At 61.7% G+C, this 22,845-nt stretch carries 26 protein-coding genes; 6 read left to right on the top strand and 20 right to left on the bottom strand.

What is annotated here, in order from left to right; translation table 11 throughout:
- Positions 1 to 44 precede the first annotated feature (44 nt).
- Positions 45 to 1,352 (top strand): D-amino acid dehydrogenase, encoded by a 1,308-nt coding sequence (locus tag ACFQND_RS11670; protein WP_371438508.1) that lies wholly within the window; start codon positions 45 to 47, stop codon positions 1,350 to 1,352.
- Here the strand turns inward: ACFQND_RS11670 and ACFQND_RS11665 are convergent.
- Positions 1,334 to 2,287, bottom strand: a complete 954-nt coding sequence (locus ACFQND_RS11665) for a helix-turn-helix transcriptional regulator (RefSeq protein ID WP_371438509.1) — start codon at positions 2,285 to 2,287, stop codon at positions 1,334 to 1,336. The two genes, ACFQND_RS11670 and ACFQND_RS11665, sit on opposite strands and share 19 nt — an antisense overlap.
- Positions 2,288 to 2,393: 106 nt before the next feature.
- Between ACFQND_RS11665 and ACFQND_RS11660 the strand changes: the two genes are divergently transcribed.
- The 3 genes from ACFQND_RS11660 to map all read left to right on the top strand — a co-directional run bounded on the left by ACFQND_RS11660 (position 2,394) and on the right by map (position 4,015).
- Positions 2,394 to 2,894: a hypothetical protein gene (locus ACFQND_RS11660; RefSeq protein WP_371438510.1), complete on the top strand. Its 501-nt coding sequence runs from the start codon at positions 2,394 to 2,396 to the stop codon at positions 2,892 to 2,894.
- A gap of 75 nt (positions 2,895 to 2,969) precedes the next feature.
- The gene (locus tag ACFQND_RS11655; protein WP_371438511.1) at positions 2,970 to 3,224 is read left to right on the top strand and encodes a ParD-like family protein; all 255 of its coding nucleotides are present in this window, start codon (positions 2,970 to 2,972) and stop codon (positions 3,222 to 3,224) included.
- Positions 3,224 to 4,015: a type I methionyl aminopeptidase gene (gene map, locus ACFQND_RS11650; protein ID WP_371438512.1), complete on the top strand. Its 792-nt coding sequence runs from the start codon at positions 3,224 to 3,226 to the stop codon at positions 4,013 to 4,015. Before ACFQND_RS11655 ends, map begins: the two co-directional genes overlap by 1 nt.
- Before the next feature lie 93 nt (positions 4,016 to 4,108).
- Here map and ACFQND_RS11645 read toward each other — a convergent pair whose 3' ends face one another.
- Positions 4,109 to 4,558 (bottom strand): winged helix-turn-helix transcriptional regulator, encoded by a 450-nt coding sequence (locus ACFQND_RS11645; RefSeq protein ID WP_371438513.1) that lies wholly within the window; start codon positions 4,556 to 4,558, stop codon positions 4,109 to 4,111.
- A 132-nt stretch (positions 4,559 to 4,690) separates the two neighbouring features.
- On the opposite strand from ACFQND_RS11645, the gene ACFQND_RS11640 reads away from it, so the two are divergent.
- Entirely contained in the window at positions 4,691 to 5,875 is a 1,185-nt protein-coding gene (locus ACFQND_RS11640) for an MFS transporter (protein ID WP_371438514.1), read from the top strand.
- Between the two features lie 49 nt (positions 5,876 to 5,924).
- Here the strand turns inward: ACFQND_RS11640 and ACFQND_RS11635 are convergent, their stop codons facing one another.
- Positions 5,925 to 6,341: a GNAT family N-acetyltransferase gene (locus ACFQND_RS11635; protein ID WP_371438515.1), complete on the bottom strand. Its 417-nt coding sequence runs from the start codon at positions 6,339 to 6,341 to the stop codon at positions 5,925 to 5,927.
- A gap of 309 nt (positions 6,342 to 6,650) precedes the next feature.
- Between ACFQND_RS11635 and ACFQND_RS11630 the strand changes: the two genes are divergently transcribed.
- Positions 6,651 to 7,793 (top strand): extracellular catalytic domain type 1 short-chain-length polyhydroxyalkanoate depolymerase, encoded by a 1,143-nt coding sequence (locus ACFQND_RS11630; RefSeq protein WP_371438516.1) that lies wholly within the window; start codon positions 6,651 to 6,653, stop codon positions 7,791 to 7,793.
- Between the two features lie 140 nt (positions 7,794 to 7,933).
- Here ACFQND_RS11630 and ACFQND_RS11625 read toward each other — a convergent pair whose 3' ends face one another.
- The 17 genes from ACFQND_RS11625 to ACFQND_RS11545 form a co-directional block, all read right to left on the bottom strand.
- Entirely contained in the window at positions 7,934 to 8,317 is a 384-nt protein-coding gene (locus ACFQND_RS11625) for a VOC family protein (protein WP_371438517.1), read from the bottom strand.
- A 62-nt stretch (positions 8,318 to 8,379) separates the two neighbouring features.
- The gene (locus ACFQND_RS11620) at positions 8,380 to 9,027 is read right to left on the bottom strand and encodes a glutathione S-transferase family protein (protein WP_371438518.1); all 648 of its coding nucleotides are present in this window, start codon (positions 9,025 to 9,027) and stop codon (positions 8,380 to 8,382) included.
- 335 nt (positions 9,028 to 9,362) lie between these two features.
- Entirely contained in the window at positions 9,363 to 9,638 is a 276-nt protein-coding gene (locus tag ACFQND_RS11615; protein WP_371438519.1) for a DUF2164 domain-containing protein, read from the bottom strand.
- Between the two features lie 98 nt (positions 9,639 to 9,736).
- On the bottom strand, positions 9,737 to 10,765 hold the full coding sequence (locus ACFQND_RS11610; protein WP_371438520.1) for a phosphotransferase family protein: 1,029 nt from the start codon (positions 10,763 to 10,765) through the stop codon (positions 9,737 to 9,739).
- Positions 10,762 to 11,955, bottom strand: a complete 1,194-nt coding sequence (locus ACFQND_RS11605) for an acyl-CoA dehydrogenase family protein (protein WP_371438521.1) — start codon at positions 11,953 to 11,955, stop codon at positions 10,762 to 10,764. The genes ACFQND_RS11610 and ACFQND_RS11605 overlap by 4 nt, the downstream gene beginning before the upstream one ends.
- A 142-nt stretch (positions 11,956 to 12,097) precedes the next feature.
- Positions 12,098 to 13,060 carry an alpha/beta hydrolase gene (locus ACFQND_RS11600; protein ID WP_371438522.1) on the bottom strand — a complete coding sequence of 321 codons (963 nt, stop codon included), beginning with the start codon at positions 13,058 to 13,060 and terminating at the stop codon, positions 12,098 to 12,100.
- A 29-nt stretch (positions 13,061 to 13,089) separates the two neighbouring features.
- The gene (locus tag ACFQND_RS11595) at positions 13,090 to 13,479 is read right to left on the bottom strand and encodes a RidA family protein (RefSeq protein WP_371438523.1); all 390 of its coding nucleotides are present in this window, start codon (positions 13,477 to 13,479) and stop codon (positions 13,090 to 13,092) included.
- A 33-nt stretch (positions 13,480 to 13,512) separates the two neighbouring features.
- Positions 13,513 to 14,379 carry an alpha/beta hydrolase gene (locus tag ACFQND_RS11590; protein ID WP_371438524.1) on the bottom strand — a complete coding sequence of 289 codons (867 nt, stop codon included), beginning with the start codon at positions 14,377 to 14,379 and terminating at the stop codon, positions 13,513 to 13,515.
- On the bottom strand, positions 14,369 to 15,082 hold the full coding sequence (locus ACFQND_RS11585; RefSeq protein WP_371438525.1) for an ABC transporter ATP-binding protein: 714 nt from the start codon (positions 15,080 to 15,082) through the stop codon (positions 14,369 to 14,371). Before ACFQND_RS11585 ends, ACFQND_RS11590 begins: the two co-directional genes overlap by 11 nt.
- Positions 15,075 to 15,881, bottom strand: coding sequence for an ABC transporter ATP-binding protein (locus ACFQND_RS11580; protein WP_371438526.1), 807 nt, complete (start codon positions 15,879 to 15,881; stop codon positions 15,075 to 15,077). Before ACFQND_RS11580 ends, ACFQND_RS11585 begins: the two co-directional genes overlap by 8 nt.
- A complete protein-coding gene (locus ACFQND_RS11575) occupies positions 15,868 to 16,890 on the bottom strand; it encodes a branched-chain amino acid ABC transporter permease (protein ID WP_371438527.1) in 1,023 nt (340 codons plus the stop codon). Before ACFQND_RS11575 ends, ACFQND_RS11580 begins: the two co-directional genes overlap by 14 nt.
- Complete coding sequence (locus tag ACFQND_RS11570) at positions 16,887 to 17,759, bottom strand: branched-chain amino acid ABC transporter permease (protein WP_371438528.1); 873 nt, start codon at positions 17,757 to 17,759, stop codon at positions 16,887 to 16,889. The genes ACFQND_RS11575 and ACFQND_RS11570 overlap by 4 nt, the downstream gene beginning before the upstream one ends.
- A gap of 7 nt (positions 17,760 to 17,766) precedes the next feature.
- Positions 17,767 to 18,702 (bottom strand): hypothetical protein, encoded by a 936-nt coding sequence (locus ACFQND_RS11565; protein ID WP_371438529.1) that lies wholly within the window; start codon positions 18,700 to 18,702, stop codon positions 17,767 to 17,769.
- Positions 18,703 to 18,798: 96 nt separating this feature from the next.
- Complete coding sequence (locus tag ACFQND_RS11560; protein WP_371438530.1) at positions 18,799 to 19,788, bottom strand: ferritin-like domain-containing protein; 990 nt, start codon at positions 19,786 to 19,788, stop codon at positions 18,799 to 18,801.
- Between the two features lie 22 nt (positions 19,789 to 19,810).
- Positions 19,811 to 20,971, bottom strand: a complete 1,161-nt coding sequence (locus ACFQND_RS11555; protein WP_377413489.1) for an ABC transporter substrate-binding protein — start codon at positions 20,969 to 20,971, stop codon at positions 19,811 to 19,813.
- A gap of 86 nt (positions 20,972 to 21,057) precedes the next feature.
- Positions 21,058 to 21,864 carry a GntR family transcriptional regulator gene (locus ACFQND_RS11550; protein WP_377413486.1) on the bottom strand — a complete coding sequence of 269 codons (807 nt, stop codon included), beginning with the start codon at positions 21,862 to 21,864 and terminating at the stop codon, positions 21,058 to 21,060.
- A 376-nt stretch (positions 21,865 to 22,240) separates the two neighbouring features.
- Positions 22,241 to 22,792 (bottom strand): dihydrofolate reductase family protein, encoded by a 552-nt coding sequence (locus tag ACFQND_RS11545; protein WP_371438533.1) that lies wholly within the window; start codon positions 22,790 to 22,792, stop codon positions 22,241 to 22,243.
- Positions 22,793 to 22,845 lie beyond the last annotated feature (53 nt).

The following is a 22,845-nucleotide window of genomic DNA, read 5'->3' as shown; positions in this document are numbered from 1 at the left end:
CTTGCGGCACACTTTAAAAAAGCAAAGTGGTTCGGAGGCTCGGCATGAAAGTCATTGTTTTGGGCGCAGGCATCATCGGCGTGAGCACGGCCTGGCACCTGCTCGAGCGCGGCCATGAGGTCACGGTGGTGGACCGCCAGCCGGGCGCCGCGCTGGAAACCAGCTTTGCCAATGCAGCGCAAATCTCCGTCAGTTACTGCGAGCCCTGGGCCAACCGCGATGCGCCGTTCAAGGCCTTCAAGTGGATGTTCCGCAACGACGCGCCGCTGCTGTTTCGCCCGCAATTCGACCTGCAGCAGTGGCGCTGGGGCCTGCAGTTCCTGGCGCAGTGCAATGATGCGGCGTTCGAGCGCAATGTGCAGCAACTGGTGGCGCTCGGCGCCTACAGCCATGCCGCGCTAAAGGATGTGGTGAGGGCCACAGGCATCAGGTTCGACCGGCTGGAGCGCGGCATCGCGCACTACTTCACCGACCAGAAATCCTTCGACACCGCAGGCGACGCGGCCGCACTGATGCGCCGCTACGGCGTGGAACGCCGGGTCGTGAGCCGGGACGAACTCCTGAAGATAGAACCCGCATTCACATCATTTGCGCAGCACATTGTGGGCGGCACCTACACCGCCAGCGACGAAAGCGGCGACGCACGCGTGTTCACCCAGGCGCTGGCCAGGCACTGCGCCAGCCGGGGCGCGACTTTTTTATACGGCCACGACATCACGCGCCTTGAGAAGGCTGGTGGCGCTATCGAATCCATAGCTGTCTGCGCGCGCAACACGGGGGCCAGGGGCACAAAAGCTCTTGAATTAAAGGCCGATGCGGTGGTGGTGGCCTGCGGCTCCTTCAGCGCGCCGCTGCTGCGCACGGTCGGCGTGGACCTGCCGATTTACCCCGGCAAGGGCTACAGCGCCACCTTCAAAATTCTCAAGCCCGAACTGGCCCCTTACGTCAGCACGATTGACGACGAAGTCAAATGCGCCATGAGCCGCCTGGACGGACATTTACGGGTGGCCGGCACGATTGAAGTCGGCGGCTACGACCTGTCGCTGGACACGCCGCTGGCCAGGGCCCGTTGCCGCATGCTGGCCAGGCGCATCGAGGAAGTGCTGCCCGGCGTCTGCGATACGCGGCTGGAGGAAGAAGGCGGCACGCCCAGCTTCTGGGCCGGCCTGCGCCCCGCTACGCCGACCAACATTCCCTATATCGGCCAGACCAAAGTGCGCAAGCTCTGGGTCAATGCCGGCCACGGCACCCTGGGCTGGACGCACGGCGCAGGCTCGGGCAAGGCGATGGCCGAACTCATCAGTGGTGAAAAACCGGCGATGGCCTTTGGTTTTTACGGCGCGGCGTGCTGATCCAGCATCTGCTGCGCCACGGCGCGTAAGGCCTCACGCAAGGCCGGCGGCTCGCGGATCTCGAACTCACAAGCCAGAGCCATCAGCTGCCGCGCAAACCACGGCAGGTAATCGGTCTGGCTGTGCAGCAGCACACCTTCTTCGGTCGGCTGGAACACGCCTATGTTTTCCGGCAACTGGCACTGCGCAGCTTCAAGGCCGGTGCGCAGCAGCACGCTGACCGACACGGCCCGCGGGATGGTGGCCAGGCCGCGCGCCAGGTGCTGCACCGCATTGAAGTCCGCCGGCGGCGTGAACACCGCATTCAGCGCCTGGACCTGCCGGACCCGGTCCAGCCGGAAGGAGCGCAGGCCGCCGCGCAGGTGGCACAGCCCCACCGCATACCAGCGCCCGCTCCGGAAGGCCAGGCCGTAAGTGTCGAAGTCCCGCTCGCTCACCTCGCCATCGGCGGCCTGGTAGGCCAGGTGCACACGCTGCCAGCCGTGCGCTGCGGCGCTCAACGCCAGCAGGGCCGTGTTGTCGCCCGGCGCCACCGAGCCGCGCAAATCCAGCGTCACCGTCTCGCCCAGGGCGCGGATACGGTTTTTCAGGTTCTGCGGCATCACGCGCTCCAGCTTGGCCTGGGCGCTTTGCACGGCGGGCGCGGCTTCGGCCAGGCCCAGCCCGCGCGCCGCCACCAGGCCTATCGACAGCGCCAGCGCCTCATCGTCGGTGAACATCATGGGCGGCAGCTTGAAACCGGCAATCAGGCTGTAGCAGCCATAACGGCCGCGCTCGGCCACCACCGGGATGCCCAGGTCTTCGAGCTTGCTGATGTAGCGGCGCAAGGTGCGGCCGTCCACCTCCAGCCGCCGCGCCAACTCGGCGCCGCTCAGGCGGCCGTGGGTTTGCAGCAGCTCCAGCACCGTGAGCACACGCGTCGTGGGGGAATACATGCAGAAAGTCTAGCGCTTAATCAGGGCTGAAATTGCCCTATTACCTTTTTAGACTTGGTTTTACGGCGCCGCACACGGCCCGCAAGACATCAACCGGAGGAAGGCCATGACAGAAACTTTATTCGCCCCAAGCCCCGTCCTGGAGGACGGCCGGCACGACTTCAACTTCATCACCGGCCGCTGGCTGGTCAGCAACCAGCGCCTCGTCCAGCGCCTGCAGGGCTGCACCGAATGGGAAGACTTTGACGCCGTCCAGGACGGCGCCCTGCTGCTGGGCGGGCTGGGCAACATGAACGACCTCATAGCGGAAGATATCGGCCCGGTCGGCATGGCCCTGCGCTTTTTCAACCCGCAAACCCGGCTCTGGAACATTTACTGGGTCAGCCACCGCGACGGCCTGCTGCAGCCGCCCGTGACCGGAGCGTTCAGCAAGGGCGTGGGCCGTTTTGAAGGCATGGACATGCATGAGGGCCGGCCGGTCCGCGTGCGGTTTCTGTGGACCGGCATCACGCCTACCAGCGCCCGCTGGGAGCAGGCATTTTCCGAAGACAAGGGCCGCAACTGGGAAACCAACTGGGTCATGACGCTCAGGCGGCCGGTTTATTAAGGCTCCGCGTTCCGGACAGGGCCAGAATATACGAAACACATATAATTCATATATGTTTCATATAAAAGGCTGTTTGTGGGCATTGTAAAAATTTCGGACCTGATGCATGAGAACCTGCGCGTGGCGGGCAACGCGCTGAGCAGGTCCATCAATGCACAGGCAGAGCACTGGATGCGCGTCGGCATGTTGACCGAAATGCACCCGGAGCTGGACCACCGGGAAATCTGCCAGCTGCTGGTACGGGCTGAACTCGCGGGGGGGCTGGACATCACCGCGGCCGTCACGGCCCGACCCGGCAAGCCCCGCGCATCCTCGACCGGCAAACGCTGATGGCTCGCGGCGTTTCCATCAAGTCCGCCGAAGATATCGAAATGGCGCGGCGGGCCGGCACACTTGCCGCAGCAGTTCTCGGCATCATCGGGCCACATATCGTGCCCGGGGTAAGCACGGAGACGCTGGACAAAATCTGCCACGACCACATCGTGAATGTGCAGGGCGCCATTCCCGCCAACGTGGGCTATCAGGGCTATCCCAAGACCATCCTCACTTCCGTCAACCAGGTGGTGTGTCATGGCATCCCCTCACCCGGCAAGATCCTGAAGAAGGGCGACATTATCAACATTGATGTCGCCGTCATCAAGGATGGCTGGTTCGGCGACACCAGCCGCATGTTCTTTGTCGGGGTCCCCGGTGTGCTGGCCCGGCGACTGGTGGAGACAACCTACGAAGCCATGCTGGCCGGCATCCGCCAGGTCAAGCCGGGCGCAACGCTGGGCGATATCGGCCACGCCATCCAGTCGGTCGCGCACCGGGAACATTTCAGCGTGGTGCGCGAATACTGCGGGCACGGCATTGGTCAGGTCTACCATGAGGACCTGCAGGTGCTGCACTATGGGCGGCGCGGGGAAGGCCTCAAACTGGAGCCGGGCATGGTCTTCACCATCGAGCCCATGCTCAACGCAGGCAAACGCGACACCAGGCAATTGCCCGACGGCTGGACCGTCGTGACAAAAGACAGGTCCCTGTCCGCCCAGTGGGAACACATGGTGGCTGTGACGCCCGAGGGATATGAGGTGCTGACGCCCTGGCCAGGCGGCACAGGCGCCTACGCGCCGGTTTGATACTCAGCCAGCGTAAGACCTGACTCCTGGCAACTGCGTCAGCGCCGGCAACCGCTTACGCCACGCGCAGCAGCCACCCGGCACGCTGTATCCCTACGTCGCCTTTTCAACGACGACCACATCGTTGAACGCCAGTTGCCGTCCGTCGGTGCTTTGCACTTCCAGCTGCGCAACTGCCTGGCCACTCGCTCTTTCGACCATCCTTGAATGGCGTTCATTTCGGCGAAAAAGGTTGCCCTCACCCCATTGCCGCAGCCCGACGATGACGGGAAAAAGGGTCTGCCCCTTCGCCGTGAGCATGTACTGCTGATAGGCCGTACCGTCAGAAGCGGGTTGGGCCTCCAGGACGCCTGCCTCTACCAATGCCTTGAGCCTGGCAGCCAGGATGTTGCGTGCCACGCCCAGGTTTTTTTGAAAATCGCTGAACCGGCTTATGCCATCAAAGGCGTCGCGCACTATCAGCAATGACCAGCGGTCACCGATCACATCAAGCGCCCGGGCCACCGGGCAGGCTGCAGTATTCATGCGTTTGCGTTCAGCCATTGAGACCACCTTCAACGAGCAGTTTTACCTGATCTGGTTGCATTTTAAAACCAATCATACTATGCTCCATCTGGTTTTATATTGAAACCAGATTGAACAATGCCCAATAACTCATCGAACGCTACGGCAGTCATGCCCCGGAAACTCGTGGCTCTTTTTTCCTGTACCAGCGGGGTAAGCGTCGCCAATGTTTACTTCGCGCAACCCTTGCTCGACCGATTGGCGGCGGACTTTGGTGTCTCGCTCGGAGCCATCGGCGGTGTGGTGACTGCCACGCAGGCAGGGTCCGTGCTTGCCTTGCTATTCCTCGTGCCCCTGGGAGACCAGCATGACCGCCGTCGGCTCGCCCGGTTGCAACTGGTGGGACTGGTTCTTGCACTTGCCTGGCTGGCGATGAGCCGGAGCGCCTTCGGCCTGATGGCGGGCATGCTGGCCGTGGGGCTGCTGGGCACGGCGATGACGCAGGGCATGATTGCCTATGCGGCAAGCGTCGCCGCGCCCCAGGAGCGCGGGCGGGTTGTGGGGGCCGCACAGGCCGGCGTGGTCCTGGGGCTCCTGCTCGCCAGGGTCTGGTCCGGGGTGATTGCGGACCTGGCCGGTTGGCGGGGCGTGTACGCCGGCTCGGCGGCTGTCATGGTCATGCTTGCCGCACTGATCTGGCGGCAGTTGCCGGCTCAAGCGGTGCCAGCCCGGCGCTTGCCGTATTTCAAACTCGTCCGCTCGACGCTTGCGCTTTTGCTGACAAACCGGATGCTTCGGGTTCGAGGCAGCCTGGCGCTGCTGATGTTCGCCGTGTTCAGCATTTTCTGGAGTGCGCTGGCCTTGCCGCTCAGTGCGCCGCCTTTGTCGTTATCGCATTCGGCTATAGGCGCGTTTGGACTGCTCGGCGCAGCAGGTGCCCTCTTTGCCGGACGAGCCGGCCGATGGGCGGACCAGGGCTGGAGCCAGAGGACCAGCGCGGCAGCCCTCGCCCTGCTGCTTCTTGCATGGATACCGCTCAGCTTTCTGGAAACCTCGTTGTGGTGGCTGGCCGTCGGCATCCTGCTGCTCGACGTGGGCTGCCAGGCACTGCACGTCACCAACCAGGCCCTGATTTTTCAGGGTTCAACGGAGGCACATAGCCGCCTGGTGGGGTGCTACATGCTGTTTTACGCTGTGGGTAGCGGCGCGGGCGCCCTGGCTTCAACCGCGGTCTATGCACGGGGCGGCTGGCCTGGCGTCTGCATATTGGGCGCCTGCGTGAGCGTGGCCGCCCTCATGGTCTGGGCAACAAGTGTGGAACGTCCTGGCACGCGCGGTGTTTGTGGCCAGTTTTGAAAATTGCCGGCAAAAAGCCTGACTGGAATGCCAGTTGCTGGCGCCAAATTCAGGCGCTATCGCCACCAGAACGTACAAATGAATACCGCCGGATATCTGTCCTGAGCTTCCAGCCCCTGCCCTCCCAGTAATGCTGAGCAAGGGTGTTGGTTTGAAAAACATCGATATGGCTTTTCAGGATTCCGAGGCTTTCGAGGCTGCCCAGGCAGCTTTCGACAAGGCTGGATGCGATGCCCTGGTTCCGGTGGGATGGAAGAACCATCAGGTGCTGCAGGTAACCGCGACGCCCATCGTGCCCGGACATGACGCATCCGACGAGTGCATCGGACGCCACCGCGACAAAACTCAGCCCCGGGTTGCGCAGCAGGTATCGTTCCGTTGAATCCCTCGAATCTGCATCGCGGAATGAAACTCCCGGAGTGCTCCTCATCATGCCGATAACACCCTCGTAGTCGGCAATGCTCATCTGGCGGATGTGATGTGTGGGCAAATGGGTCATTTCAGTCACGGCATGAACGGTGAAGGGTTACGGAGTGAAGTTGCGCCTTGGCGGCGATCTTTACCTGGGTGTATTTGAATAACGACACTTTCAGCCTTGGTCGTGCAATTTATCAACAATAGTTGTATTTAAGCACCAAAAAGAAGCATCGTTCGACTCAGATAGTCTCAGAAGTTAACACTTGCGGCAGTTTTCAGCAGGCTTTTGAAAGCAGGGGCTCTTTAAAAGGCGTATTCTTTGCTGCGGTGCAACATTTTGCGCCAGATCGGAGCCATCGTGTCGAAATCGCAAACCCGCAAATCATTGAGCCAGACCCTGCTCAGAGCCACCCAGATGACAGGCATGGGGCGGCTGATGGACGCCACACGCATCATCCAGAACGCCCTCATGGGCTCGGGCATGGGCATGGATACGGCCGAAAGGCGCGCCAGCAGCCCCGCGCCGCACCGCCAAACGCCCACGCCGGCAGCCAACGACGCAGAGCCCGCGCACCAGGCGCCAAAACCACGGGCACCCAGGGCGCCAGCGTTTGCCGGGCATTCCTTCCTGTTTGACGGCGAGCAGTACCCCTACCGGCTGTATATCCCGGCCGCGCCGGACAGCGCCGACCAACCAGGCCAGGCGCCCATGCCGCTGATCGTGCTGCTGCACGGCTGCAAACAGGACGCGCAGGACTTTGCGCGCGGCACGGCCATGAACGCGCTGGCCGATGAACACCAGTGCATGGTGCTTTACCCCGAACAGACTTCAAAATCCAACAGCCAGCGCTGCTGGAACTGGTTTGAACCCGATCACCAGCAACTGGACCAGGGCGAACCGGGCATGATCGCCGCGCTGACACGGCACGTGCTGGCTGGCGACTACAAGGGCCGGCATGCCGACCCGGCACGGGTCTATGTCGCCGGGCTTTCCGCAGGCGGCGCCATGGCGGCCGTGGTGGCCGGCCTGTACCCCGACATTTTTGCCGCGGTAGGCGTGCACTCCGGCCTGCCCTCGGGCGCGGCGCAAGACCTGATGTCGGCCTTCGGTGCGATGCGGCGCGGCGCCAAGGGCCACGCTGCACCGGCCATGCCGACCATCGTGTTTCACGGCAGCGCCGACACCACCGTGCACCCCGACAACGGCGACTACGTCAGCGACGCCGCGCTCGCGGCACTCAAGGCCTCCGGCCTGTCGCTGGTGAAAAGCCGCAGCACGGTGGGCGCTGCCAGCGAGCAGCGCACCGAACGCGTGGTTTACCGCGAAGCCAATGGCCCGTCTTATGTAGAGCACTGGCGCATAGACGCCGGCCCGCATGCCTGGTCGGGTGGCGATGCGGCGGGTTCGTACACCGACCCGGACGGGCCTTCGGCTTCGGCGGCGATGCTGGCGTTTTTCCTGCAGCACAAGCTCCAGGCTAGTACTGCAACCTGGAAGTAGCGAAACAAGATGAAAACGATGGATTCGCGCCCAGGGCAAGACGCAAACCGCAGTGAAGGCCGTGCGCCTTCACAAGGGTTGCAACGCCGCCATGGGTGTGAAGGCGCGTTTTCATGTTTCGATATTTTCGGGTTGCAGTACTAGGGCCGCGCGTAGCTGACCGTCAGCATTTCCCACTGGTGCCCGTCGGGCTGGTTCCAGTAAATACCGCTGCCGCCCATGAAGTCGCTCACCCGCATGTCGTCCGGCCCGCGCACCGTGCTGCGGTAGCTGATGCCGGCCGCCTGTATGCGCGCAAGGATGGCATCAAACTCCTGCTGGCTGACGCGAAAGCAGAAGTGGTAAACGGGAAAGTCCTCATCGGTGTCCTTGAAGTCCAGCGTCAGGCCTTCGTTGACAAACACCGGGGCGAATGGCCCCACGCCTGTCGCCGACCATGGCACCCCAAGAAGCTCCGCCAGCAGTTTTGCGGACGCCACCTTGTGGCGCGAGGGCACGATGGTGTGGTCGAGGTGGATGGTCATGGCAACTCTCCTGGCTCCGGCGGCATTGAATACCCAAATGGGATGCGACCAGAATGCTATCGCTAGCCGGGAAACATCGCAAAGTAGGGTTTTGCCTCCTCGACCACACGCGCAAAGGACGGCCGTTTCATCAGCCTGTCCAGATAGGCCACCGTGTTGGGATACGTATCACCCAGGGGCAGAACCAGGTTGGCATAAAACAGCGCAGGCGCGGCGGCGCAATCGGCCATGCTGAAGGCCTCACCGGTGGCCCAGGTGCGCGTCGCCATTTTCTGCTCGATCATGCCGTAAGACGTTTGCAGCACGCCTTTGGCATGCTCCACACCGAAGGCATCGCCCTGGCCTGGGGGCCTGAACTTGTTGGTGACGATTTTTTGCACGGGCACGTTGACATAAAGATCGTAAAAGCGGTCTTCAAGCCGCATCTGCCACGCCAGGTCGGCCCCGGCCGGCACAAGCGTCACCTTGCCCGGATAGTGCTGCGCGAGGTACTCGATGATGATGCTGGACTCGGGGACCAGCATGCCGCGTTCGGTATCGGCCAGCACCGGGAACTTGCCTATGGGCCAGACCTTGAGGAAGGCATTGCGCGAAGTCTCCTCGCCAAGGTCAACAAGCGCAGGCTCAAACGGCGTGCCGTTTTCATAAAAGGCGATGAGCGCCTTCTGGCAGAAGGAGGACAGCGGGTGGAAATAGAGTTTGAGGGACATGTGACAAAAGCTCCGTGTTTGGGATGTCTTTGAATTCACTATGATTTTGATAGCTGACTGCGCGCTCCACACCCCGGCTACAGGCCAGTTTGATGCCTGAAAACGGCTTGCAGGCGCCAAATCCGGCTCCCAGCGCCGGCAGAAACCGTCCAGACGCCCAAAAACAGCCATTTTTGAGCATCAAATCGTGCCAGCAGCCAATATCAGCGCGCGCAACCAGCTACAAAATCAATAGCACCCGGCATTCACCTAAAAAATGGTGATGTCCCTACACGACGAACAAGCCGGCTTCAATCCGACAGGACCGTCCGCTTATTTGTGTAAAGGCGCCCTGTTCATGGCCGCGCCTTGCGCTGCTTGTCGAACTTGTGCCAATAGCTGAACTCGCTTTCATGCACCTCAATGTCCACCTCGGCCACCCGCGCCTGCAGCCGCTCCTGCGTGTCGGCCACGCCCTTGTTGTAAATGCTGGGGCCTATCTCTTCAAGAAAAAAACCCAGCAACGCGCCAGCCGTGACGTTGCCGATTTTTTCTTCCATGTTCACCAGGAAGTAACGCTCTATGGAAGCAATGGCTTCCTTCTTCGCCTCTTTGGAAAGTTCTATGCTCATGTCCGGTCTCGGTATTCAGTTGGCGGTTTGTCAGTGCAAAGGCGCTGGCGCGCATCGGGTCAATCAGTATCGCCCAGATGAACGCTCCGGTGATTGGCTCAGCCCCGCGCGGCAGCGTGCCGCTGCGCACATTGCCAGCCCAGTTCGGCCAGCGGGCCTGCCTTGCGGCCGGTTTCCACCGCATCGGCTGCAGCGGCATTGCCGTCGGCTGCACGCTGGGCAATACCATGCAGGATGGCAGCCATGCGGAACAGGTTGTAGGCGAGGTAAAAGTCCCAATTCTCCACTGCGGCGCGTCCAGTGGCGGCGGAGTACATCCGGACATATTCGGCCTCGCCGGGAATGCCGAGCGCGGCCAGGTCCAGCCCGCCAATTCCCCGCCAGAGCGACGGCGGAATGTGCCAGCTCATGCACTGATAGGAGAAATCGGCCAGCGGGTGCCCCAGCGTCGACAACTCCCAGTCCAGCACACCGATGACGCGCGGCTCACTGGGGTGGAACACCAGGTTGTCGAGCCGGTAATCACCATGCACCAGTGTGGTCTCGTCGCCGGCCGGGATGTGCTCCGGCAGCCAGTCCATGAGCCGCTGCATGGCATCGTTGACCGGTAGCGTTGACTCGCGGCACTGGCGGGACCAGCGTGCGATCTGGCGCGCGAAATAGTTGCCGGGCTTGCCATAGCTTTCCAGGCCAACGGTTTGGCAGTCCACGCGGTGCAGGGCGGCAATGACGCGGTTCATCTCGCGGTAGATCGCAGCGCGTTCGGCGGGCTCCATGCCAGGCAGCGACTGGTCCACCAGCACGCGCCCATCCAGAAACTCCATCAGGTAAAAAGGTGTGCCGACGATCTGATCGTCCTCGCAATAGGCAAGCATCCGGGGCACCGGAACGTCGGTGCCTTGCAGGGCGCTCATGACCCGGTACTCGCGGTCAATGGCATGTGCGGAGGCCACGAGCTGCCCAGGCGGCTTCTTGCGCAGCACATAGCTGCGGGCGCCAGCCGTGATGCGGAAGGTCGGATTGGACTGCCCGCCGGACAGTGCAGAAATGGCTATGGCTTCGCTGCCACAAAGACCCTGGCTGCGCAGGTACCGGGCGAGGGGCTCAAGGGGCAGCAGCGCGCTCACGCTGCGGCTTCTCCTGCGGCTGCGGCCTTCTCGGCCTGGTGCACCAGCTTGCGCGCCATGCTCCAGCGATGCACTTCGCTTGGGCCGTCGTAGATGCGAAAGGCACGCATGTCGGTGAAGATTCGCATCACGGCCGTCTCGCCCGTCACGCCCTGCCCGCCCAGCATCTGCACGCAGCGGTCCACGACGCGCCACTCGGCTTCCGAGCACACGACCTTGGCGCGGCTCGATTCGAAGTTGCACTTTTCTCCTTGGTCCAGCATCCATGCCGTATGCCAGATGTGCAGGCGTGCGGTATGCAGATCCATGTCGTTGTCGGCCAGCATGAAACCAACGCCTTCGTGTTCAGCCAGTGGTTTGCCGAAGGCCTGGCGGCGGCGGGTGTATTCAAGGGCAATGTCGTGCGCGCGGCGGGCCTGGCCGAGCCAGCGCATGCAGTGCGTCAGGCGTGCCGGTGCCAAACGGACCTGGGCGTAGCGAAAACCTTTGCCCACTTCGCCCAGCACGTCGGTGGCAGGAATACGCAGGTTGGTAAAACGCAGAACGCCGTGACCGCCGGTAAAGCAGGCGTCCATGGCATCCATGTTGCGCTCGAGCGTGATGCCGGGGCGGTCCATGTCGGTGAGAAACATGGTGGCCGAGCCGTCTTCCATGCGCGCCATCACGATGGCGTAGTCCGAGCCCTCTGCACCGGTGATGAACCACTTGAGGCCGTTGATGACGTAGTCGTCACCATCGCGCACCGCACTGGTCTCCAGCATGGAGGGATCGGCGCCCGCTCCCGGTGATGGCTCGGTCATGGCAAAACACGAGCGTGTTTTTCCGGCGACCTGGGGACGCAGCCAGCGCTCCTTCTGCTCGTGCGTGGCCACCTCTTCCATGAGGTGGATATTGCCTTCGTCGGGTGCGTGAATGTTGAGCGCCGTAGGGCCCAGCCGCGAGTAGCCGGCTTCTTCGAAAACCACCGCTTTTGCGACATGGCTCAGGCCGAGTCCCCCCATATCAAGCGAAGCGTGGGGTGTGAGCAGACCCGCAGCGCGGGCGCGCCCAACCAGTTCGTGGCGCAACGATTCATCGGGGCCGTGGCGGGACTCGCGCGCATCGTTTTCGAGAGGGATGACCTGCTCGGCAATAAAGCGCCTCGTGCGATCACGCAACTCGCAGATGTCCGGTGTGAGGGTGAAATTCATGGCGGCTCTCTCCGTTGTTGCCTGTAATCATTGGAAATGATTTGTTTTTACATTAAATTCAAGCTGCCACGTTCCAGAGCTCCACCCACACGCCCGGCATTCTGGTTTGTGGCGGCCTGGACTTCGTGCCGTACTGGAAACATTACGGTTGACGCTGCGCGAATTGTGCGGCCCTGGCAATGACCGTACCCACCTCGGTGAGCACCGCTCCGTATGCCAGGAAGCCATGCGTAACGCCCGGCACCTCCATCACGTCCATCTCGTTGCCGGCAGCCCGGAGGGAAGATGCCATCTCCCATGTCTGGTCGCGAAGAATGTCGATCTCCGCGGCGACAAGAAATGTGGGCGGCAGGCCGGACAGATCGGCCGCCGGATTGAGCTGGAAGGCGTATCGCCGGTCCGAGAGTGCGCCGCCCGCATCCGTCTTCTGGTCCAGGCACTGGTCAAAATACGCGTTCAGGTAACGCTGATGGGCGGCGATGGACAGGCCATAGCGGCCATCACCATAGGCTGCCATGCTGGAGCCAGAGAGCGAATCGGTGTAGACGCCATAAAACAAAAGCAGCGCGTCCGGCAGCGTCGCTTCAATGCCCGCAGCGCAGCGGTCACGCAAGTACATGGCTGCGCCCAGCGCCAGGTTGGCGCCGGCCGAATCGCCCGCAACGATGATCCGGGCACCCGGGTGCTCGCGGGCAGCCTGTTCGATCGCTGCTACACAGTCACCCAGGCCCGCAGGAAATGGCTGCTCGGGCGCCAGCGCGTAATCAATTGACCAGGCGACGCATTTCAGCGCATGGGCCAGTCGCCGGACGATCGCCTCGTGGGTACGCGAGGACCCGACGCACCAGCCGCCCCCGTGCAGGTAGACCAGGACCCGATTGGCTTCGCACTGCCCTGGCCGGACCACCTGCATGCCGATTGACCGGCCGGCGGCCGAAAAACTCCGCAAGGAGACGTCGCAGGCTGGACCGTCATTGAGCCACGGCTCGCGTTCAGCCAGCAGTTGCGCACGGGCCTGCGGAAACGGCACCTCGTAGCGGCTGGGCTGGCCGACGCGGGCCTGAGCCAGCCGTGCCAGCAGCGCCGCCATGTCAGCATTGGGCAACGAGGAATGCCTCAAGCCAGATCCCGGCTTTAAGCCTTCCATGCCACTGCATCGACCTCAACCAGCCACTGCGGCCTGGCCAGCGCCTGCACGATCAGGACGGTGGACGCCGGTCGCGCATCGCCGAGGTATTCGGCCCGGATCGCGGCATACGCGGCCATGTCGCCTGGCCGTACCAGAAAATGATTCACTTTGACCAGATCGGCAACGCTCATGCCCGCGTGCTCAAGCACAGCGACCAGGTTGCTCCAGGCCACCTTGGTCTGCTGATCAAAGTCATCAGACACCGAGCCGTCGGGCGCAATGCCCACCTGCCCGGCAATATGCAGCCAGCGGCCGCCGCCCGGGGCCGACACGCCGTTGCAATAGGCGCCGGCTGGCGCTGCGATCGTGGTAGGGTTGTGTTTGAGCATGGTCATGGGATGCCGTCCTGAACAAAAAATGAAAAAAGATCAGTCGTGACCGACGATCGCATGCGCATCGCGAAACAGTGCACTTTGCGGATCAGCGAGTACGTCGAGGATGTCGAAATGGGTGCAGCCCGGCACCACCTGCACCTGGGCTGCGCAACCCTGACGGCGCAGGTGTTCGGCGTAGTCGATCGACTGGCTTCGAAAGCCATCCGTCTCGGCGCCGCCAACAGCCAGAAGATGGCGTGTCGCACGGTCGGCGTCCCGCCACATGGGGCTCATCGCGCGCGCTTCTTGTGGATCAAGCTGAATGTCGGCATTCACGCTGGTATGCCGCAAGGGCTCAAGGTCATAGAGGCCGCTCACGCCCACGAAGCCGGCGGCGTGCCAGCCCTTGGGTCCGTCCAGCACACAGGCACCAAGATGTGCGCCGGCAGAATGGCCGGCCACAACTATCCGTTCCGCGTCGACACCCAGTTCTTGCGTGTTGCCGCGCAGCCACTCCATGGCTTGCCCCACTTGCACGGCGATGCTGCTCACGCTCAGTCGTGGCGCAAGTTCATAGCCGATAAACGCCGCATGAACGCCACTGTCCAGCCATGGTTTTGCCAGGAAGGTGAAGATCCCTCGCTCAAGTGCACGCCAATAACCACCGTGAATAAATACGAACAGCGGCGCGCGGTCTGACACAGGCTTCACGGCGGGCAGAAAATCAAGCAGGCAAGCCGGCGAGTCGCCGTAGCGGATCGTGCGAAAGCCGCTCACCGACGCTCGCAACCCAGCGCTGGCGCGAGCCTGTCGTTCATAGATCCCGCCCCGTTCGGGGTGACGCGTGCGCAGGCTGTATTCCCGCTCCAGCACGGGGTCCACCGGCAGCAGCGATACGGTTTTTGCGGAATCACATGCCAAGGTAAGCCTCCCGCACGCGGTCATCGTCCCGCAAGGCCGAGGCTTGCCCCGACAGAGCTATCACGCCGCTTTCCATCACATGGCCGAAGTCCGCGTGCGCCAGCGTGATGCTCGCGTTTTGCTCGGACACCAGAATCGTCAGGCCGTCGCGCTGTAGTTGCTTCAGCGCGGCGAACACCTGCTCCACGATGACTGGCGCGAGACCCATCGAAGGCTCGTCAAGCGCCAGGAAGCGGGGCCCCGACATGAGCGCCCGGCCAATCGCCAGCATTTGCTGCTCACCGCCCGACAGGGTGCCGGCGATCTGCTGGAGCCGCTCCTTTAAGCGCGGAAATGTAGCGAGTACAAACTCGAGCCGCTCGCTCAGGTCGCCCTTTCGTCGCGGAAACAATGCGGTGAAAGCGCCCATTTGCAGGTTCTCACTCACGCTCATTGGGCCAAAAACCCGTCGCCCCTCAGGGACCAGCGCGAGCCCCCTTGAGACGACACGGGCCGCAGGCAGCCGCGATATGTCTTCGCCCTCAAAGGTGATGCTTCCGCGCACTGGCCTCAGCAAGCCCGACAAGGCCTTCATGGTGGTCGACTTGCCTGCCCCGTTGGCCCCTATCAACGCATGGAAGGAGCCGCGCTCAACTGCGATCGAAACGTTGTGCAGCACATCGGATGCGCCATAGCCTGCACAGAGTCCATTTATTTCAAGCATGCACAGCCTCACCGCCCAGGTAGGCACGAATCACCTCGGGATTTCGCGCGACGTCTGCCGGCTTTCCCTCCGCCAGGCGCTTGCCGTAGTTGATCACCAGGATGTCGGCACATGCGCTCATCACAACCCTCATGTTGTGCTCCACAAGCACAATGGTCACCCCGTCGGCATTGATGGCCCGGATAACTTTCAGGATGCGGTTCTGGTCCTCCAGAGGAACACCGGCGATTGGTTCATCAAGCAACAGAACCCTCGGTTTTGCGGCCATCGCCCGGGCGATCTCAAGCAATTTGGCATCGGCAAATCCCAGGTCCGCAGCGAGATCTCCGGCGCGCGTTTCCAGTCCAAGCAAGGCCAGCAGCCGGTAAGCCTCGGCCTCAAAAGCACGCTCCTCGACGCCGCCCAATCCGAACATGCCGGACAGCCACCCGGCAGACATCCGTGGATGCGCACCCACCATCACGTTCTCAAGCACGCTCATCTGCGGAAACAGTTGCAGGTTCTGAAAGGTACGCGACAGACCAAGCGCTGCGCGCTGATGCGGACGCAAGGCAGTGATGTCGGTGCCGTCAAGCATGACGCTTCCGCTTGTCGGTGAAGTAATGCCGGAGATGGCATTGAACAAAGTCGTTTTGCCGGCACCATTGGGGCCAATAATTCCCTTGATGGTGCCGGGCGCCACCGCGAACGAAAGCTTGTCCACGGCCTGAAGCCCCCCGAACGTCACGGTCAACGCCCTCACTTCGATCGCAGGTGCAGGTGAACCTGCCGTTGTTGCGCTGGTTTCAGGCGATGCCATGACGCCCCGCTTTCTCTCTTTGTTTAGCGGCTGCTGACTGCCTGCGGCGGATCAGGCGGGTTGCGATGCTTGCGATGCCGCCTGGCAGGAACAGCATGACCGCGACCATGCACGCACCGAAGACGAGCAGCTCGGCGTCATGGATACGGCGCAGCAACTCCGGCATGGCCGTAAACACCATCGCTCCGAACAACGGGCCCCAGAAGTGGCCCCAGCCCCCGATGGCGACCATGACCACCAGAAGCACTGAAGCCGAGAAGCTGAAGGTCTCAGGGGACGCGTATTGGTTAAAGTGGCAGTACAGGGCCCCGGCGAGTCCAGCGCTGATCGCCGAAGCCATGAATGCGGCGAGCTTGCTGCGAAACGGATCGATGCCCATGCTGTCAGCCGCTACCTCGCTGCCCGAGACGGCGCGAAGCGCCCGGCCAGCGCGGCTCGCAAGCAGTGAGGCCACCAGCAACATCAGCACGAGCCCGGCCCCCCACGCCAGCCAGAAGAATTTTCCAGGCGTGTCGAATACAAACCCGAATACGCTCATGGGGGGAACACCCGACAAGCCATTGGGTCCGCCGGTTACAGACACCAGCTCGTTGAACAGCACTGACAATATGGCGTTGAAGCCCAGCGTGGCCATGCTCAGGTAGTGGCCGCTCAGGCGCAAGGCGGGCAAGCCGATGACGAAGGCCGAAAAAGCGGTCATCGCCATGGCAACCAGGGCACCAAGCACCGGCGGGACGCCCCAGCGCATCGAAAGGACACCCGAGACGTACGCACCCATGCCGAAGAAGCCCGCCTGGCACATCGAGATCTGGCCGCCGTAGCCCATGGTCAGGTTCAGGCCGCCAATCAGCAGCAGATTGATGAAAAAGAAGATGCCCAGACTCAGCATGTAATCGTTGCCGGCAGCGAACGGCCAGATGGCGAAGACAGCCCAGACGATGGCTATGTGCTTCGCGCGCAGGTTTCGCTGGCCCAGCGGCGAATACGGGGCAGTGGTTATGCCGTTCATACGCGCTCCACAGCATGACGCCCAAACAGGCCGGACGGGCGAAAAAACAAGGTGGCAAGCAGGGCAATGAAAGCGACTGCATCCTTGAAGTGGGAGGAAAGATAACCGCCCGACAATGCCTCGAGAAGCCCCAGCAGCAGCCCGCCTACCAAAGCGCCTGGAAGGCTTCCAAGCCCGCCCAGCATGGCCGCCGAAAACCCCTTGAAGCCAAGCACAGTGCCATGGTCGAATGAAGTCAGCGTGAGCGGCGTGATGACGATGCCTGCGATGGCACCGAACGCTGCGGCCAGGCCGAAAGACAGCGCCATGGCCAGCCGGGGCTCCATGCCGCACAGCGCCGCAGCTTCGGGCTGCGCTGCCACAGCCCGCATGGCACGTCCCAGCACGGTGCGCTCAAAAAACCAGTGCGCGCTGACCATCACCACGGCGCAAGCCAGGACTATCCACAGGGTTTGCGGATGAATCCTCAGCGAACCGATGACGATGGGAGAGCTCCCCGAGAAGCTCGGGAGGTCCATCGGATTTTTGCCGAGGACTATCATCACCAGGCTCTTGAAGCATATCGCCACCGCGATCATGACCAGCGTCACGGTAAGAGGGCTTTGCACCGGCAGGCGCCGCACGATAAAGCGCTCGCTCAACAGCGCAAACACCACCACGGTCACGATAGAGCAAAGCACGGCAAGGCCAATCGGCGCATTGGCTGCATAGACAGCCGCGGCCACCATGCCGCCCATCATCACCCACTCGCCCTGGGCGAAATTGATGGCGCCGGTGCTCTTGAAAATCACATTGAAGCCGAGGGCCACGAGCGCGTAGACGCTACCGGTAGAAATGCCGGACAGCAGGAGGTTGGGAAGCTGGTCCACTTGCGCCTCAGATCTTGCCGAGCGTCGAATGCGTGAGCAGCGGCAAATGGATGCCGATGGTCCCCAGCCTTTCGCGGCAGCTCGCAAGGTACTGTGTGAAGATTGCAACTTCCTCTTGAGCAGTCACGGCGCCCATACCGGCAGAGGCCACCAGGTCTGTGTCCAGCACGTCAGCGCTTGCATCAATTGTTGTGGCCAGGCCAACACAGTGGGCCCCGGCCAGCTCGACCTGCTCCAGATGGCTCACGAGCATCTGCGTGGCCGTGGCGCGTTCTTCATCCGACATGAGCGCCGCACGGCGCTCGATATAGAGCCAGCCGAAACGTGCATGGCGCTCACGATCCTCCGCACAGCGTTTGAGGAGTTCCTTCGCGACAACTTCACGGGTGTTGGCATGCCAGGCCGTCGCCAACGCACACTCGAGCCCGTCGCCGAACAGGCAGTGCGTCAGCACATGCCCATCAAGCGAGCGCTTCGAGTCAAGCGCGTCTCTATGAAAGCCGCGGTTGAACAAGGGTTGCCATTGCGGATTTACAGGCGCTTCCAGATAACCGCCGCAGGCTTCTGCGTAACGGTGAAACGATTCGACGTGCCAGGCTTCCTCGGTGTTGCGAACAGTCAGGAAATATTTCGGATCAGCCTCGCGGTCTAGCTCGAGGCAGAACCGGATGATCAGGGCAGGCGTTTCGGCAAGGCCTGTGTATTCAAGCCAGGCGCGCCGGCTCCAGACTTTTCGAGCGGCGTCCATCGTGGCAGCGTCATACGCGGACGCGTTAAATTTCTCCCAGGGGATATCCACATCCGGTTTCCAGCGCCCACACTTGGCATCCTCGTAAAGTTCGCGGATGGCCTGGTCAGACTGGCGCAGATCGAGCGGGAAACGCCGTTCGACGTTAATCGAAGTTCGTTGGGGCGACATGCGCGAGGAATCAGTGGACTGCACAAATACACTCCTTTGGAAGGAAATGAAAAGCTTGTAAGAAGGTGGGCGGCTTCAGGCGATCAGTTCGCGCCGAGAAGCGCCGCTAGCTCGTACCGGTCAAAACGGCCCGTCAATCTTTGGATGGTGGAACATGGGGATTTCAATGCCCCACTCCTCCCCCATACGTTGGCGCATGGAAGCAATCGACTTGAGAAACACCGGTCTTTCAAGCGTTTCGGTTGTGGCACCCAGGCCAGCCTGGTTGGTGATCTGGTCAACCAGCATTTCGTCCGTGGATGACGGGCTGGCCGGCGCCAGCCATGAGCTGTGATAGCCGTTGAGCTCCACCTTCTCCATCATGTTGATGACCGCCTGGCGTACCACGTCTTTTTCGGCGGCCGTCATTTGCGGCATGCGCTGCTGAAGGAAAGCCCAGCCAAATGCACAGTGCCGCACCTCGTCGCGCAGGATGGCCTTCACCACCTGGCGCGCCACCGGGTTGACAGTGATTTCGCTGAGATGGCGAAACACGTCGAAAGCTATTTCTTCTGCCGCACACACCAGCGCTGCAATCGTGCCCTCCAGCGAGATCGCGGGGTCGAGCGCAACCTTGCGGATTCCGTGCGATGCCACGGATCCCTGAAACGCGACGGCAGCCGGCTGGTCGTAGTAGCCACCCAGCGCCTCGGCCATGCGAAAGCAGACCTCGGCGTGGCGCGACTCTTCCTGGGAGCGGATCGCAAAAAATAGCGCCATGTCCGGTGGACAGTGTTCGTGGCAGAAACGGATTTGCAGCGCGGGGCTCTCCGAGATGGCACCGTACTCACCCCAGGCGCGCCGGCTCCAGTACATGCGCGCGGCGCGGCGTTGCTCGTCGGTGTATTGCTCTGGGTGGAGTTGGTCCCAGTCGATGTCGGTGGCCGGATTCCACTGCGACCGTGTGGCGTTGTGGAACAGATCACGGATGCGGCGGTTCTCTACGCCCAAACGAATGGGGAAGCGGTTTTCCTGCACGTCGATGATGGTGCCCGCGTCCGGGAACAAGGTTGGGGCGGCACCGATGTGCGTGGCGCCCTGGTCCAGGGTGACAGTTGATGCGTTAACCATGGCGTTTCTCCTGGCCGTCAGGTTATTTGTAGTCGGCGAGCTGGAACGCGCCATTGCGATAGCTCACCAGCACCAGGTCGTCCTTCGAAAGGCCCGAGTGACGTTGCGGGCTGAAGTTGAAGACACCGCCCACACCGGGCCAGTTGGCGATGCCGGACATCGCGTCCCTAACCTTGGTGCGGTCGCTGCCGCCGGCACGTTCGATCGCCGTTCGGGCCAGGTAGATGGCATCGTAGGTTTGTGCTGCAAACTGGTTGGGCTTGCGCTTGTACTTGGCTTCGAACGACTTGGTGAGCGCAGCGATCCGTTGCTTTTGCGGGTCGGTGTCGGGCAGCTGTGCGCCTACAGGAAACTTCACGGACACCAGCAACAGGTTCTTGGCTGCATCGCCGGCGAGCTCCATGTAGCGCTGGTCAACAAAGCCGTAGCTGTGGATCAGGTTCATCGACTCCATGCCAAGCTGCTTTGCCTGCTTGAGGAAAACCACGCCCGCCGGAGTGACGGTCCAGCAGATGACGGACTGGACGCCAGCGGCCTTGATCTTTCCGAGTTGCGGCGTGAGGTCGGTGTCGGCGGGGTTAAAGCTTTCGTACATGACATCCAGCCCGCGCCGCGCCGCCACCTTCTTCAGCTGCACGGCCGCGCCTTGCCCGAATCCGCTCGAGTCGCCGAGGAAGGCCACCTTCTTGATGCCTTTTTTGGCGAAGTAGTCGGCCAGCCGCTCCATCACCTGCTCGTCGTCCGCAGTGCTCTTGAACGTCCACTGGCGATCGGCCACCGGGGTCACAATGTCCGTCGAGCCTTCGGTCGAGATGAAGGGCACCGACGCTCTTTCCGTGAGACCGAGCATGGCGATGGCCATGCCACTCATGTTGCCGCCGCCAACAATCATGTCCACCTTGTCCTGGTCAAGCAGCCTGCGGGTCGCAGTCAGCCCCTTCTGGGTTTGGCTCTCTGCGTCGTAGAACACCCAGTCGATCTTCTTGCCCGCAACACCGCCCCTGGCATTGATCTCTTCGACCGCCAGTTCCATGCCGGCCTTCATGTCCTCGCCAAGAAAAGCCGCCGGTCCTGTCACTGACAGCACAGACCCGATCTTCACTGTCGATTGCGCAAAAACACCCGCGCTTGCGAATGAAAGGGCAGCCCCGAACAACAGCGTCGAAGCTAGTTTGGACAACATTTCAGTTTTCATCTTGAGACTCCTGGAACAACATGTATGGCCACGGAACGCGGGCCGGCGCGGGAAACTTGGTCGTGCTTACAACCTCACTGCAACTGGTCGGACTTTTCGGGTTGGCTGGTATTGACCCGGACATCGGATTCCACGGTCGCACCACTCATCTGGAGCGGTGCGCTGAATTTGTAGCGAACCTGGTCGGCGCGATAGACGGATACGCCGCTGAATACAGGTTCGTCCCGGACTGAGAAATAGACCATCTCCCGGATCAGGATGGCTGCCGCAGGATCGATATTCAGGCGCTCTGAATATTCCTCACCGGCCAATGCCGCCTCGATCTGGGTGTCTGCGCGTTCAATTTTTACCTTGGGCTGCAGGACATCGATCAGCGAGACGTTTTCAAACTCCTTCACGGGTATGTCGCCCGCGATCGACAGGGGCATGAATCGCAAGTCCCAGGCTATACGCATGTCGCCCGAGACTCGAAGTCGCTCCAGGCTCAATACCTCGCAATGCGGGGCAATACCCAGCATTTTTGCGAAGGGTGGTGGACAGGCCTTGCGGGCGACTTTCAGGTGCTCCACACGGAGCGATCGGCCGCTTTGCGCCCACTGTGTTGAAAAATCCCGGCGCGTGGAGAACGATTCCTCGATCTTGTTGCGATTAACAAAAGTCCCAAACCCCTGTTGCCGGCGCACCAGACCTTCTTCTTCCAGTTCGGTCAGGGCCTGGCGAACGGTCGCCCGGCTCACGCCGAATATTCCCTGCAGCTCCTGGTCCGTATAGAAACGGTCGTCTTTAGGCGGCCAGGACATGATCTCTGCTTTCAGCTTTCGCTTCACCTGCGCATACAGCGGCAGCGGCGAGTCGCGATTGATCATTGAAGAACTAGTCATTTGATTGAAATTACCCAATTGCTTTCAAATTCATTTCCGAAAACATCTTTTCCTGGCCTTCCGGGAGCGACGTGCAGATAACAGAATTAACCTCACACCAAGTTGTTCGGTTGTCTGGTTGTCCTGTTTTACGGATAATACGAACTTGAGTGGGGGTAAGCATTGGGGTATTCCCGTAAATAACCGCACATGACCGGTAAACCCATGTAAACCGCCAGCAGGCGGTTAGCGGGTGGGCAACACGTCTTCCCGAGCCAGGCGCTGCCTGGCTTTCAGCCTGCGCTTGTTCCAATGGCCGCAGGAGATGGCAAAGGTATCCGGAGAGTGCGGCTTAGTCGGTCATCACTTGCTGGATGCGCCGCGGCTGGCGAAAAGCTCAGGCGTCGGGTTCAACACGATAGGTGTTTTGAACAAATCCAAACGGGTAGGACTTCGAAGAAAGCAGCTTGAGCTTCCTGTCATCCGGCAGCGCGCCAAAAAGCGGGCGGCCGGCCCCTATCAGCACAGGAATCGTGGTGACCGTGATGTCGTCCACCAGGTTCGCGGCAAGAAAGGACTGAATGGTTTTGCCGCCGTCAATGTACAAATGTAAACAACCTTGAGCCGTGAGGCGAGCGACCAGTGCCTCCGGCGTCTCGGATGATGCGCTGACCGTGGCTGCGAGATGCGCCGGTATGGCGACCGGGCGCGAGGACATGACCACCAGTTTTTTGCCATCAAACGGCCAGGGGTCAAAAGTCAACACCTGCTCAAAGGTGTTGCGGCCCATCACGATGGTGTCTATGGTGGACATGAACTGCGCATAACCGCAGTCCTCACCGGGCGGAACAGCGGCGTTGGCGTCGTTGAGCCAGTCGATGCTGCCGTCAGGCCGGGAGATGTAGCCGTCGAGGCTGGTGGCTATGAAGATGGAGGTGCGGGCTTTCATATTGGAGATCCCTCGCCGGGAAAAACCCGCTTTGGCTCTTCTCTGGTTCCGGA

It is taken from the genome of Polaromonas aquatica (assembly GCF_042659145.1).
Classification (GTDB): Bacteria; Pseudomonadota; Gammaproteobacteria; order Burkholderiales; family Burkholderiaceae_C; genus Polaromonas; species Polaromonas aquatica.
The sequence above is the reverse complement of the archived record's forward strand: the minus strand, read 5'-3'. Positions and strand labels throughout refer to the sequence as shown.